13 protein-coding genes are annotated in these 12,889 nt (G+C 61.7%); 1 reads left to right on the plus strand and 12 read right to left on the minus strand.

Going from position 1 to position 12,889, the window contains the following annotated elements:
* Window positions 1-100: 100 nt before the first annotated feature.
* From AC3RCG_RS09720 to AC3RCG_RS09775, 12 genes are all read right to left on the minus strand, one after another.
* The gene (locus AC3RCG_RS09720; RefSeq protein WP_121668912.1) at window positions 101-2,419 is read right to left on the minus strand and encodes a T6SS effector phospholipase Tle3 domain-containing protein; all 2,319 of its coding nucleotides are present in this window, start codon (window positions 2,417-2,419) and stop codon (window positions 101-103) included.
* 110 nt (window positions 2,420-2,529) lie between these two features.
* A complete protein-coding gene (locus tag AC3RCG_RS09725) occupies window positions 2,530-2,778 on the minus strand; it encodes a hypothetical protein (RefSeq protein WP_070224926.1) in 249 nt (82 codons plus the stop codon).
* A gap of 53 nt (window positions 2,779-2,831) precedes the next feature.
* Window positions 2,832-3,518 carry a hypothetical protein gene (locus tag AC3RCG_RS09730; RefSeq protein WP_492404378.1) on the minus strand — a complete coding sequence of 229 codons (687 nt, stop codon included), beginning with the start codon at window positions 3,516-3,518 and terminating at the stop codon, window positions 2,832-2,834.
* A 63-nt stretch (window positions 3,519-3,581) separates the two neighbouring features.
* Window positions 3,582-3,872, minus strand: coding sequence for a hypothetical protein (locus AC3RCG_RS09735; protein WP_492404380.1), 291 nt, complete (start codon window positions 3,870-3,872; stop codon window positions 3,582-3,584).
* Between the two features lie 127 nt (window positions 3,873-3,999).
* A complete protein-coding gene (locus AC3RCG_RS09740; protein WP_492404382.1) occupies window positions 4,000-4,500 on the minus strand; it encodes a hypothetical protein in 501 nt (166 codons plus the stop codon).
* A 40-nt stretch (window positions 4,501-4,540) separates the two neighbouring features.
* Window positions 4,541-5,008, minus strand: coding sequence for a hypothetical protein (locus AC3RCG_RS09745; protein WP_492404384.1), 468 nt, complete (start codon window positions 5,006-5,008; stop codon window positions 4,541-4,543).
* Window positions 5,009-5,119: 111 nt separating this feature from the next.
* Window positions 5,120-6,466, minus strand: a complete 1,347-nt coding sequence (locus tag AC3RCG_RS09750; RefSeq protein WP_070224931.1) for a sigma-54-dependent transcriptional regulator — start codon at window positions 6,464-6,466, stop codon at window positions 5,120-5,122.
* Window positions 6,467-6,469: 3 nt separating this feature from the next.
* Window positions 6,470-8,368, minus strand: coding sequence for a sensor histidine kinase (locus AC3RCG_RS09755; protein ID WP_492404386.1), 1,899 nt, complete (start codon window positions 8,366-8,368; stop codon window positions 6,470-6,472).
* Between the two features lie 235 nt (window positions 8,369-8,603).
* A complete protein-coding gene (locus tag AC3RCG_RS09760; protein WP_307780313.1) occupies window positions 8,604-9,395 on the minus strand; it encodes an ABC transporter ATP-binding protein in 792 nt (263 codons plus the stop codon).
* Between the two features lie 11 nt (window positions 9,396-9,406).
* Window positions 9,407-10,228, minus strand: a complete 822-nt coding sequence (locus AC3RCG_RS09765; protein ID WP_070224934.1) for an ABC transporter permease — start codon at window positions 10,226-10,228, stop codon at window positions 9,407-9,409.
* Window positions 10,229-10,258: 30 nt separating this feature from the next.
* Window positions 10,259-11,260: an ABC transporter substrate-binding protein gene (locus AC3RCG_RS09770; protein WP_070224935.1), complete on the minus strand. Its 1,002-nt coding sequence runs from the start codon at window positions 11,258-11,260 to the stop codon at window positions 10,259-10,261.
* Between the two features lie 397 nt (window positions 11,261-11,657).
* Window positions 11,658-11,894, minus strand: coding sequence for a hypothetical protein (locus AC3RCG_RS09775; RefSeq protein WP_070224936.1), 237 nt, complete (start codon window positions 11,892-11,894; stop codon window positions 11,658-11,660).
* Window positions 11,895-12,360: 466 nt separating this feature from the next.
* On the opposite strand from AC3RCG_RS09775, the gene AC3RCG_RS09780 reads away from it, so the two are divergent.
* Window positions 12,361-12,861 (plus strand): winged helix-turn-helix domain-containing protein, encoded by a 501-nt coding sequence (locus AC3RCG_RS09780; RefSeq protein WP_223278908.1) that lies wholly within the window; start codon window positions 12,361-12,363, stop codon window positions 12,859-12,861.
* Window positions 12,862-12,889: the final 28 nt, after the last annotated feature.

Consider the following 12,889-nt stretch of genomic DNA (forward strand, 5'->3'; position numbering starts at 1 on the left):
TGTAAATAAGTAGGACTGATCAATACAAACCCAAGCAATAGCAGAGTCATCAATGCGAGGGTTACGCAGAAGGGAGAGAGCAAGTTTGGGAAAAATTTTTTCATCGTGGAATGTCATCGCTGGCTTTATGTACAAAAGGAGTGACGACCGATTCGGTACGCCTGCCATTCACTGTTTCACAAACGACGGTAGACGGCAGGCCTGTTTGCAGTGCGGGCACAAAGGCAGGTAAGTCTCCCGAACTGTAGTAATGTGCATTACCTTCAATGATTTGCTTGCGTTGTAGAGGTTCTGCAGCCCAATAGATTGCAAATTTTTTCATGAAATCCTCCCATCTCAGGATGGATTTTCTTATAGGATTTTTTTTGTCGTTTTGCAGCCGCCAATCCGCCACCGCACACAAATACTGATAAAACTGCGGATCGCTGCTCGCCTTCCCGCTGCCAATGGCCACGTCATACGCCGTCACGTTGCGGTGGTTTTCCGCGTTGCCGATGATGGCGCCGTGGAAGGATTTGGGGCTGACCTCGTTCTGCCAGCGCTTGCGCGCCTCATTCGGGGTCTCTTCGCGGTCGACAATCAGCTTGTCGCCACTGCCCGGATGGCGCGAAACGCGGTCTATCCTGCATTGGTCGCCCGCTTCCTTGCCCAGGTTCAGGGCTTTTTCCACCTGCTCGCGCTCGCCCGCGCCGAACATGCCGGCACCGAATTCGGGGATGCGATGCTGCTTCGGCCGCGGGTCGGCGATGATTTCCTGCTTGCGCATCCGCAAACCTTTCGTGCTGGTCACCGCGATGGCTGCATCGATGGGGTCGACTTCTTCGCACGGTCCTTGCTGGTCGCGCGGCAGCCTGGCCTGGTCGGAATCCTTCGGGAATTGCCCAGGGCGGATCTCGCCGCCGTCCAGCACGGCCGCCCTGGGCGCGCGCAGCGCTTCGCCATTGATCGTGCGCAAGCCTTCACGCCGGCCTGGTTCCGTTGAAAAGATATTCCATTTGCCGGGTTTGACGGGCGGCCATGGTGCCTCGGCATGGCTGCCGCGATGGCCACGATTGGCACCGGCCACATGGGCGTGATCGTCCTCGCCTTCCAGGCGCAGGGCGAAGTCGTGCGGCGGCTGGCCCACCAGCACCGGACCGTTGTTCTTTCCAGTCGCATCGGGACGTTGCTTGTTGGTAAAGACACGCTGGTAAAATCCCTTGCCCAGTTCCGCCAGCGGTTGCCGGCGCTGGAATTCCTTTTCCCAGCAGGTGGGGCCGTCGCCCCAGATGCTTTTGTCCGTCTTGCCCTTGGTCTTGGACAGACGATGGCCGTCGATGTAGTCGGGTATGCCTTGCCAGCCGATGCCCTGCATATTGTCCAGCGCTACCGTCATATCTTCGGGGCAGAAGTACAGGTAGACCTTACCCCGGTTGTCGCGGTCCGCTTCCGCCCGCCATGCCGCGCCCGCCATGCCATGGCAGACGGCGTGATCCTTGATCTGCGCAAAGGCGGGACTGGCATGCTTTTTTGCCACCACGCCCTGCACGATCTGCACCAGCGTCTGCAGGCGCGCATGCAGGGTCTGGCGGTTGTCGATGGCATCGTATTGCTCCTCCATCACCGCATCCCGGCCGCCGCCGAAGATGCGGCTAGCTTCCGCCGCGCCGAAGAACATCGTGGTGTCCTCCACCAGGCTGTAGGGAGGATGCGTGAGGATCAAGGTGTCGGCGGGCCGCTTGCCCTCGTCGAGCAGGAAGGCCTGCGCCAGCAGCGAGATCAAACAGCCCTGGCTGTGCGCGACGATGGAGACCACGTCGTTACTGTCGTAATCGCGGATCATGGCGATGAGGGCTGCCAGGCGCTTGGCGGCCAGTACCATGTACATGCGCCCCGGCGCCGTCTTCAACGGGCGCACGGGGTCGCCGCCCACGTCGTAGGGTGAGAACAGCCCCTTGTTCCACATGTCGGGCAGGGTGTTGGTGGCATTGCCGAACGGGCCGCCGTTCTTCGACATGTCCTTGTCCAGACGGTTGCCGTAGCGGTCCGTGTTCTGGCCGTTGACCACTTTGCTCGCGTTGCTGCGTTCGCGAAAGCCCCAGTAAAACGGGATCACCGGGCTGTACGTGGTCTCATCAGGCTGGCGCTTGAAAAACACGTCGTCCGGGTCGGCCAGGGCTTCCTTCTTGTCGGACGCCTGCGGCATGCGGTAGGCGGCTGGCATGAACACGTGGCCGCCGCCATACATGCGTGCATCGAGTCCCTGGCATAAACCCTTTTCCACGGCGCCGAAACTGGTGCCTACGTCGTTGACGCCATGGATGACGATGACGTTGCCGGGCAGCTCAGGGCGGATGCGCACGATGGCGTCGTTTAAGCGGCCGCAATGGAGCAGGGCGGTGCTCTTGCCGCTGGTGTAGGGAAGTTTGGGATACGCCATCGCCGCTCCATGCTGACCAGTCAGGACAGTGTAGAGAGGCGCGATGGCGGATTAGTTGCGCTTACGCAAACTTTGCGGGAAAGAAGGCAGCGATGCCGTAGGTGCAGGCGCTAGCGGCTGGCCGGCTTGCCCTCGGTCAGCTTGCTGTCCGCCAGCCCCGGCGCGCCCCACAACAGGCCCATCCAGATGCAGAACGACAGGCCGCGGTGCAGCGATGCGAAGCACAGGCCGAAAATCAGGCTGCGCGCGAACAGGTTCGTGTTTGGTACGTTGGCACTGTCGAGCAGAAACAGGGTGGCGACGGCGGCGACCGTCATGACGGGCAGCATGAACCACCATTTGCGTTCGATCGGCGACATGATTTCCTAGTAAGAAGTGTGTCACCGATTCTAGCGCAATATTGTCAAGGCATTTATGGTGCGCTGATAATTTTCGTCAATGCGATGCGGTACGCGGGCTGCACGTCGCCAGCCTGGTCAATCTTGTCCGTCATGATCACGCCGAAACCCTGCGCATACCACACGTATTCGCCGCTTTTGCCTTTGCTTTTGCCGCCCACGTCGTGCAGTTCGAACTTGCAGGCGTCGGGGAAGCGGCGCCCGCCCAGTTCCAGGCGTTCCCAGCCCAGGAAGGTGATCGAGAAATCGCGTTGATCGGTGCGCGTGGAGGTGGTGATCTTGTCGGACAGGCCCGCCAGCGGGTAGTGGGTGCTCGTTTGCGTGTCCGTGAATTGCACGCGCACTTCCTGGCCCGGGCGCATTTTGGCGGGGATGGCGGACTGCGGCGCGTAGACGTTCTTGCTGCGCACTGTGCCGTCTTCGTTGTAATGGATCGTGCCCGTCAGGAAGACCTGGCCGTCGCGGATGTCCTGGTAGGACGTGGCCAGCAAGACGCCGCCGTCGAGGATCAGCTGGATGCCCTTGAGTTTCTTGCCTTCGAAGACTTCCTCGACGTTGACTTGCGCGTCGCCATTGTTCTTGCTGAACTTGACACCCGTCGTCAGTTCCATGCACTCACCGACCGTCGGCGCCGCCTGTACGCTCGCGGCCGCCAATACGCCTGCCGCCACCATCGCTTGCCATGCTGCTTTCATTGTCATCCCGGCTATCTTGTAAAGGCGTGATGATAGCGTGCCTTGGAGCAATGTGGCGCAGCGCTGACCCTATTTCGCAGGGGCGATGGGGATGCTGGGCACAGCGGGTGTGGACGCTGGCGGTGCCGTCGGCTTGCCGCGCCGCGTGCGCTTGTCCGTGCGCGTTTTGGCGGGCTTGGCGTCGTGGATCAGCCTGCCCTTGTTGTCGAGCTTATCGGACTGGTCCGATTGCTGGCCTGGATCGTTGGCATTGTTGGTGTGGTTGCCCGTCTGGTTGAGGTTCGTCGTCGACTGGGCTTGCACCCAGGCGCCGCCGATGGTCATCAGGGTGGCGGCCAGCAAGAGAGCGGCGGTTTTCATGGTGCGTCTTCCTGTGCAAGAGAGTGAGAGGGCGGTGGATACCGCTGTCGAGAATGCATTGTCACACGCGGACCCGTGCGCGCAAGTAGGATTACGCCTCATCCTTGTGTGGGCGTATTGCCAATGTTCAAGCCGCTCTTGCGCCGCTCGCGCGCAGGCGCAGGCGCCGGGCGCCCAGGGCATCGCGCATGCTCCATGTCAGCGATATGGCGCCCATGGCCGCCAGCCAGCTGCCGGGGCCGTCCGCAGGCAGCGCATGCACGCCCGATGGCAGGGCAAGCCAGCCGGGCAGCGCCTGCAGCAGCAGGGTGGCGATCACGCCCAGGTTGATGAACAGCAAAACGTGCAGGATCTGCTCGGGCAGGGGCAGGCGGCGCGTGCGGCCTTCCACGACCGTGTCGCGCAGCGAAACGCCGATTTCCGCCAACAGCAGCAATGCCGGCCACCAGGCCAGCCAGCCCTGCCAGGCAAACAGGCCCAGCGAGGGAAACAGCAGGCCGAAGATGGCTTCGCGCAAGCTGTGCAGGCGCTGCTCGGCCGCCGCGCCGGGACGCGACGGCAAGCGCACGAGCAACTCGTGGTTGAGCAGCACGTCGGCCCCACCCAGTAGCCCGTGCAGAAGCAGCATGGCTTGCAGCGCCGTCATGGCCGGGGCGGGCTGCCCGCGCTTAGCGGCCCGGCGGGCGCGGCGGCACCACGCCGGTGTTGCCAGTATTGCCAGTATTGCCGGTGGTGCCAGCGTTGCCCGGCGTGCCCGTATTGCCTGTGGTACCTGTCGTGCCCGGGGGAACCGTGCCACCCGTATTGCCATTCATGTCTTGCGTGCCGCTGCGCGTGGCGTTAGCTGCGGACTGGCCGGCGCTGTCAGGGGCGCCGCCACCCGAATTCGTGCCGCTGGTCGATTGCCCCGTCGTGTCATGGTTGCGCGATTTTTCCGATTTCTTCGCCTGCTTCTTGTCGTGCTTGCGCGGCTTGGCCTTGTCATTCTGGTTCACTTGCGGATTTTGCTGTGTCGCCGTGTCGGTATTGCCCGTGTTATTCGACGTGGTATTGCTATTGCCGGTCGATTGCGCCTGCGCCAGGACGGCTGCGCTGCCCAGCAGCATGGCCGCGAGCATGAATGCGGATGGTTTCATGGGAACTCCTTCGGATGAAGTGGAGTACCGATTCTGCCACGCGCGGGCTGGCCCGTAAGTAGGAATCCGCCGCCACCCGATGTGGGGGGATGGCTGGCCGTGGCGCAGGCCTTAGCGGAACTGCTCCGTCGAGATATCAAATCGCTTGAGCTTGTCGTACAGGGTTTTCTTCGGGATATTCAGCGCGGCGGCCGCGTCGATGACGTTGCCATTGTGTCGGCGCAAGGCTTCCTCGATGATGGAAATCTCGAAGGTGTCCACCTGTTCCGCCAGCGACGCCTCGCGGCAGCCGGCGGGACTCAGGGTGTCGTCGAGCAGGCCCAGCACGAAGCGGTCGGCCACGTTGTGCAGTTCGCGCACATTGCCGGCCCAGCGCTGCGCCATCAGGGATGCGATCAGTTCGCCGCTGACGAGCGCGGCCGGCTGGCCATAGCGCAGGGCCGCCTGCAGCACGAAAAATTCGAACAGCAGGGGGATATCCTCGCGCCGGTTGCGCAGCGCGGGCAGCGTGAGGCTGGCCACGTTCAGCCGGTAATACAGGTCGGGCCGGAATTTCCCCTGCTCGGCCAGCACATTCAAGTCTTCCTTGGCGGCGGCGATGACGCGGAAATTGACGGATATCAATTTGTTGGAACCGAGACGCTCGACTTGCCGCTCCTGCAGCACGCGCAGCAGTTTCACTTGCAGGGCCAGCGGCATGCTTTCGATTTCATCGAGGAACAGGGTGCCGCCGTTCGCGTACTCGATCTTGCCGATGCGCTGGCGCTGCGCCCCCGTAAACGCGCCTTCCTCGTGGCCGAACAGTTCCGATTCGAAGATCGACTCGGGCAGGGCGCCGCAGTTGATCGCCACGAAGGGGTGGTCGCGCCGCTCGCTGAAGTCGTGCAGGCAACGCGCGATCAGTTCCTTGCCGGTGCCCGTTTCGCCGAGGATGATGATGTCGGCCGACTTCGGCGCCAGGTTCAGCACCAGCTGGCGCACCTTGGCCATGGCCGCGCTGCGGCCCACGATGCGCGCCTCGATGCCGACGCGCTGCTCGAGCTGACGGCGCAAGTTCATGTTTTCCAGCACCAGGTGGCGTTTATCCAGGGCGCGGCGGCACACTTCCACCAGCAAGTCGGCGGAAAACGGTTTTTCGATGAAATCGTAGGCGCCACGGCGCATGGCGCCCACGGCCATCGACACGTCGCCATGGCCCGTGACGAGGATCACGGGCAGGCTGGCATCCTGTGCCACGGCGATATCGAGCAGTTTCAAGCCATCCATGCCGGGCAGCTTGATATCGCTCAATAAAATGCCGGCAAATTCTGGCACCAGGTAAGGCAGCGCTTCCTCGGCCGTGGCAACGGCCGTCACTTGCAGTCCCGCCAGTTCCAGCGATTGCCGGGCGCCCTTGCGCACGACGGCGTCGTCTTCCACCAGCAGCACTTGCATGCCTTCAAAATTATTCTCGTGCATTCCCTATTCCTTCGTCTCTATCTTATTCTCCCCCGGGGCACAGCTCAGGGTGATGGTAAATTGTGCGCCGCCCCCTTCCTGCGCGCTGCGGTTGCGCACGGCCAGGGCGCTGCCGGCCGCGCGCAGTATGCCAGCGCTGATCGACAATCCCAAGCCCAGCCCGTGTTCCTTGGTGGTATAGAAGGGATCGAAGATCTTGTCGAGCGAGGCCAGCGGGATGCCGGGGCCATTATCGGTGATATGCAACACGGCGAGGCCGCCTTCGCGCCGTACCTGGAACCAGATTTGCACGGGCTCGCCTTCCGGCACGGCATCCATGGCGTTCGTGATCAGGTTGGTAAATACCTGTTCCAGGCCGATGGCGTTGCACAGCACGATGATGTCGTCCTCAAGCCAGCTTTCATGCAGGGTCAGGCGCTGCGAGCCCTTGCGCGTGCGGATTTGCAGCATGGTTTGCGCAAACGCCTGGCGCACGCTGACGGGCTTGCGCGCATCGTCGCTGCGCCGCGCAAAGCCTTTCAATTGCGAGGTCACGTAGCCGAGGCGCTTGACGAGGTCGGAAATGGTCGACAGGTTGTCGAGCGCGTCGTCGATCTGGCCGCGTGCCAAAAAGACCTTGGCATTGTCGGAAAACGTCTGCAGGGCGGCCAGCGGCTGGTTCAGCTCGTGCGTGACGCCGGCCGCCATCTGGCCGATGGCCGCCAGCTTGCCGCTTTGTACCAGTTCCGCCTGGGCGTAGCGCAAGGTTTGCTCGGCCCGCTCGCGCTCGGCCACTTCCGCCTGCAGGCGGCCGTTCGCGTGCACGAGGTCGGCCGTGCGCTGCTCGACCTTGATTTCCAGCTGTTCATAGGCACGGGCCAGCGTCTGCTGCGCATTGAGCTTGTCGGCGATGCGGCGCCGGCGCTGGCGCGCATACATCAGGGCCAGCAGCAGCAAGGCCCAGCCCAGCGCGGCGGCGATGGCCGTGTTGCGCGCCGCCTCATCGACCTGGTCGAGTTCGGCCAGCACGGTAATTTGCCATTGCAGCGGGCCCAGCGCGCGGTTCACGGCCAGATAGCTCACCTTGTCGGCACTGCCGGACAGGGCGGGGGAGTCATTCGTCTGCGGGCGTTCCAACGTCATCACGCTGGCGCCATCGGCGAACTGGCGCTGCACCTTGTGCGGCAGGATGGGCAGATTTTCTTGCAGGAACTGGCGCTGTTCGCTGATGTCTTTCTTGGCGGCCGGCGACAAAGGCGCCAGGGTCTTGAACTTGAAGGCGGGGGTGGTGGCCAGGATGATCACGCCATTCGCATCCTTGACCCAGATCTGTTCGCCCGCGCCCGGCGTGCGCCACGATTGCTCGATCCAGTCCAGGTTGACCTTGGCGGCGACGATGCCGATGATGCGTCCGTCGCGCTGCACGGGCTGCGAAATGAAGTAGCCGGCTTCGAAGGTGGAAAAGCCGATGCCGTAGAAGCGGCCGATGCCGCCCGCAATGGCGTTCTTGAAATACGGACGGAAGCCGTAGTTGACGCCCACGTAGGAGCTGCGGTCTTGCCAGTTGCTCGAAGCCAGGGTCGTGCCCTTGTCGTCGAGCACGTAGACGGCAAAGGCACCGGCGCGGCGGTTCATGTCGACCAGGTAGGCATTGATCTGCGTGACTTTATCGGCGCTGGGCTGCTCCAGCAATTGCGCCACGGCATCGCTCTGGGCCACGGCCAGGGGCAGGAATTCGTATTTGTTCAGGGCGCCGCCGATGGACGCCGCATACAGTTCCGCGCGCGAATCTAGCGTGCGGTGCAATTCATCGAGCTGGCGCTGCCTGACCCAGGCATACGAGGCCCACGTCAGCACGACCAGCGAGCCCACGGCCAGCAGGGGGCCGAGCGCGGGTCTCAGGGTCCATTTGCCGAATGCCATGGTGCTCCGTCTATTTGGTTAAGCTTGCGTGTACCGCAAAGAAGGAATTGTAGTGTACGGTGGGATTCACCCGAATGGGCGAATCCAAAGTAATGTCTGACATGCAAACTTGCGGTGCCTGACAAAACCGTAGCGAGCGGAAGGGAGAGGTGGCCGAGAAGCGCAACCGTACTTCTAGTACGGTGAGCATCGCAGGCCGCCTATACCGACGCGCAGTAGGTTTGGTCAGACACCACTAATCTGCGGTGCTGGCCATCGTCTCCGCATTATGATGCCTTTGTTGCTCTTCCATCACCATCTCGCCCAGCATGCGTTTCAGGCGGTTGAACTCGGGGTCGCTCGGGTCGCGCGGGCGGGGCAGGTCGATGGCCACGTCGCGCTTGATGGTGCCGGGACGGTAGGTCATGACGATGGTGCGGTCGGCCAGGTAGATCGATTCCTCGATCGAGTGCGTCACAAACACGATGGTGGTGCCGAAGACTTTCCAGATTTTCAGCAACTCATCTTGCAGGTTGCGCCGCGTCAAGGCGTCCAGCGCGCCGAACGGTTCATCCATTAGCATGATCGGCGAATCGAGGGCCAGCACGCGGGCAATCGCCACGCGCTGGCGCATGCCGCCGGACAAGTCTTTCGGGTAGCGGGTACGGAATTCCGTCAAGCCCAGCATACTCAGCAACATGTCGACCCGTTCCTTGATCTCGGCTGGCGTCTTGCCGGCGATTTCCAGGCCGAAAGCGATATTGCTTTCAATCGTCATCCATGGGAACAGCGCGTATTCCTGGAACACCATGCCGCGGTCGGGACCGGGCTCGGTGATCAGCTTGCCGCCGGCCAGGATCTGGCCCGACGTCGGCTGCGAAAAACCGGCGATGGCGTTGAGCAAGGTCGACTTGCCGCAGCCGGACGGCCCCAGCAGGCAGATGAACTCGCCGCTGGCGATTTCCAGGTTGATGTCCTTCAGGGCGATGACGTCCGCGCCGCCCGTGGTGAAGATTTTATTGACTGCATTGATATTGATCGTGGTCATGGCCGTTCCTCTCAGTGTTCCAGGCCGCGGTGCCACTGCAGCAAATGATTATTCAGGGCATTCATTGCCATGTCGATGGCCAGGCCGAACAGGCCGATGGTAAACATGCCGGCGATAATCTTGTCAGACCAGAAATACTCGCGCGCTTCGAGGATGCGGAAACCGAGGCCGCTATTGACGGCGATCATTTCGGCCACGATCACGACGATGAAGGCCGTGCCCATGCCGATGCGCGCGCCGGCCAGGATATACGGCGTGGCGGCCGGCAGGATGACGCGGCGGAACATGGTCATCTGGCTGGCGCCCAGGTTGCGCGCGGCGCGAATATAAATGCCGTCGACCTGGCGTACGCCGGCGATGGTATTCATCAGCACGGGGAAGAAGGAACCGATGCTGATCAGGAAGAAGGCGGGCGGGTTGCCCAGGCCGAACCACAAAATGGCCAGCGGAATGTAGGCGATCGGCGGAATCGGGCGCAGCACCTGCACTAGCGGGTCGAACAGTTTATAGATTGTCTTGTTGGTACCCATCAGCAAGCCAAGCGGCAAGGCCAGGCCGGCGCCGATGGCGAAGCCGCCCAGCACGCGCGACAGGCTGGCCCAGGCGTCGTGCGGCAATTCGCCGGAGAACATCCACACCAGGTAGTTGCCCGCTTCGGGCGTGTACGCTTGCATCGGCATCAGGTATTCATACCACTTCACCAGCACGGCCACGGGCGAGGGCAGGATTTGCGGGTTGATCCAACCGAAGGTCGACATGGCTTGCCAAAGAAGCAATGCAGCAGCGGGCACGGCGGCGCCGTGCGCGAAGCGTTTCATCATTTGCATATTCATTGTGATACTTTCAGATTAGCGTGGCCGTGGTTAGCGTGGGACATAGGACTTCTTGGCTTTTTCCAGCAGGTCCAGCTTGACCCAATCCTTGGCGGCAGGCGCCTTGGCCATGCGGCCCACGCCGAATTTCACCATGTAGTCGGTGGTCAGCTGCACGTGGCTTTGCGTGATGTCTTCCGTGAAGATGGCGTTGTCGATGGCATCGCGGTAATCCTCGGTCGTGATCTGATTCTTGAACATCGATTCGCGCACGTATTTTTCCGCCAGTTTCGGGTCGGCCAAAAACGCCCGCGTGGCGGCGACGAAGCAATCCATGAAGCGCTGGGCCACGGCCGGCTTTTCCTTGTACATCTTTTCCGTCATCACGAGGGCGCGCACGGGCTCGCCCAGCGGCGTGTCATACGGTTTGATGATGGCCGCGCCGTATTTCTTGTGGATCGCCTGCGTCGAGTACGGTTCGGACTGGCTCATGACGTCGATATCCTTGGTCAGCAGCGCCTGGTTCAGGTCAGGGTAGCCCATGTACAGGATCTGCACGTCCTTGCCCGGCTTGTCGGACCAGGTCAGCTTGGCCTTGGTCAATTCGGCAAACAGCAGGATTTCCTGCGGGCCGCCGCGCGTGACGCCGACTTTCTTGCCTTTCAGGCCAGCAATATCCTTGATGTTCAGGTCGGGACGCCCGACGATCTGCACGCCGCCTTTGGCGAAGCCGCCCACCAGGTACACGGGCAAGCCCGTGGCGCGGCCCGTGATGGCCGCTTCCAGCGCGCTGGCGGACACGTCGATTTCGCCGGCGATCATGGCCGGCACGATGTCGAGGCCCTTGGCGAAGATGCGTTCTTCAATTTTCAGGTCGTACTTCGGCGCGATTTCCTTCATGTAGGCGACGGCGCCGTAATGGGCGAATTTCAGGTTGCCCAGACGGACCAGGTCGGCCGCATGGACGGCCAGCGGGAATTGCGCGGCCAGTGCGACGGCCACGGCCAGTGCCTTGGTGTTGAGGAAGGACGAGATGCGGAAGGTGCGTGCCATGCTGTTGTCTCCAAAAAAAGGTAGATGGTTTTTATATTGGGTAAGGCTGCCGCTCTGGTGGCGGTTATGAAAATATAAAAGCATCTTCCGTGCCAGTGGAGCGCATTTTGGCGTTTATTGCAAGTGATTGTTTATAAAGGTTTAATTTGAATCTATTGAAAATGGGAAATGACGAGATTCCGTCTTTCCGCACGGCGAAGGGAAAGACTGTGCGGATTGCCGCATTTTGATTGGCTGGTCCGGTGCCGGCTTGCGGTGCCGCATGCCGGTGAACCTTCAGGGCGCGGCCGACTCCAATCGTAAAAAAACGCGTTGCAAACAGGCTGGCAACGCGTAACTCCCCCGTGGAGTAGGGGCGGCGCCGCAGGTGCGCCTGATCGGTCGCCTTTGGCGGGCCTTATTTCGGCGCCGTGGCGGGCGGCAGGGCCGGCGCGGTGGCCGGATCGGTCAGCGGGGCAGGCGGCGTCGTGCTGCCCGGGCCCGTTTCCGGCGCGGCTGGCGTGACGGGAGGGGGCATCACTTGTGGGGCGGAAGCAGGGTTGGGCGCCGTTTCAGGCAGCGGTGCTTCGGCCGGTTTTTTGCAGGCGGACAAGGTGATCAGGGCGGCGGCGGCCAGCAGAGTAGGCATGTTCATGATGGTTCCTTTGCAAAGTATCAAGATTGGCGCGATGCGGACGGCGGGTGCCGCGCGCGAAGCTTGAATTTATTGCAAGAATGCCGACGCTTCTGTTCGCTATTTCACTTTGTGCGCGCATCGAGGCACAGCGGTTTAAATGTCTTTTATAGATGCCTCAAGAGAAATAATTCAGCAAGGCAATATTTTTCACTTTCTTGCTTCTAATGTTCGTTAACGCACAGACCAGTGCGGAGCAGGATGGCATTCTGTGCCCAGACGCTCAGGATTCGTGGTGTTCTGGTATAAAAATTGCCAAGAACTTAACAATCCGGGCTACCGGCAATCGTTTAAAAGGAGTATTCAAATGCATGCAATGACTCAGTCTCACGTGAAGAGCGAATTAAAGGCAGCGCACCAGGAACTTCGTAGCCCCGAAAAAGGCTCGCAAATGGTCGAACGCGCAGCACCTATCCCCCCGGAACGCATGAATCCTATTTCCATGGCACCGATCGAGCGCGTGCGCTCGACGTCGGCCACCCTGCGCCGCATCGAAAACATGCAAAAACTGATCGGCGAATTGTCGCTGCACGAGATGCTGGCTGACGAAATCGCCTGGTTCCTCAAGTTTTCGCCATCGGGCGCCCGCAAATACATCCGCGACCTGCGTGAAGCGGGCGTGATCGAACTGGCCCGCTACATCGAAGGCACCGCCACCTACCTGGGCAAGGCAGTGTACCAGCTGACGCCGGATCCCGAGCGCGTGCGCGCCTTCCTGGCCGCCATCGTCCAGCCGAAACGCGAAGGCGCGCCACCGCGCAAGGACCGTCCCGGCTTGCGCGAGCAAAGCATGGCCGGCAGCGGCCGCCACTTCCACATCCTGGCCGATGACACGCATTACGCCATCCGCGTCAACCGCGGTCCCGTGACGCGCGATCCGCTGGTCGCCGCCCTGTTTGGCGCGCCACAGCAAAAATCGGCTGAATAAACCTTGCGCCTGGCAGGCCGCTTGACGG

Source organism: Janthinobacterium sp. GW823-FHT01H08 (genome assembly GCF_058797855.1).

Bases quoted from the DNA above. Each gene is read 5' to 3' on its own strand.
- AC3RCG_RS09720 (WP_121668912.1), bottom strand. From the start codon at position 2,419: ATGGCGTATCCCAAACTTCCCTACACCAGCGGCAAGAGCACCGCCCTG.
- AC3RCG_RS09725 (WP_070224926.1), bottom strand. From the start codon at position 2,778: ATGTCGCCGATCGAACGCAAATGGTGGTTCATGCTGCCCGTCATGACG.
- AC3RCG_RS09730 (WP_492404378.1), bottom strand. From the start codon at position 3,518: ATGACAATGAAAGCAGCATGGCAAGCGATGGTGGCGGCAGGCGTATTG.
- AC3RCG_RS09735 (WP_492404380.1), bottom strand. From the start codon at position 3,872: ATGAAAACCGCCGCTCTCTTGCTGGCCGCCACCCTGATGACCATCGGC.
- AC3RCG_RS09740 (WP_492404382.1), bottom strand. From the start codon at position 4,500: ATGCTGCTTCTGCACGGGCTACTGGGTGGGGCCGACGTGCTGCTCAAC.
- AC3RCG_RS09745 (WP_492404384.1), bottom strand. From the start codon at position 5,008: ATGAAACCATCCGCATTCATGCTCGCGGCCATGCTGCTGGGCAGCGCA.
- AC3RCG_RS09750 (WP_070224931.1), bottom strand. From the start codon at position 6,466: ATGCACGAGAATAATTTTGAAGGCATGCAAGTGCTGCTGGTGGAAGAC.
- AC3RCG_RS09755 (WP_492404386.1), bottom strand. From the start codon at position 8,368: ATGGCATTCGGCAAATGGACCCTGAGACCCGCGCTCGGCCCCCTGCTG.
- AC3RCG_RS09760 (WP_307780313.1), bottom strand. From the start codon at position 9,395: ATGACCACGATCAATATCAATGCAGTCAATAAAATCTTCACCACGGGC.
- AC3RCG_RS09765 (WP_070224934.1), bottom strand. From the start codon at position 10,228: ATGAATATGCAAATGATGAAACGCTTCGCGCACGGCGCCGCCGTGCCC.
- AC3RCG_RS09770 (WP_070224935.1), bottom strand. From the start codon at position 11,260: ATGGCACGCACCTTCCGCATCTCGTCCTTCCTCAACACCAAGGCACTG.
- AC3RCG_RS09775 (WP_070224936.1), bottom strand. From the start codon at position 11,894: ATGAACATGCCTACTCTGCTGGCCGCCGCCGCCCTGATCACCTTGTCC.
- AC3RCG_RS09780 (WP_223278908.1), top strand. From the start codon at position 12,361: ATGAATCCTATTTCCATGGCACCGATCGAGCGCGTGCGCTCGACGTCG.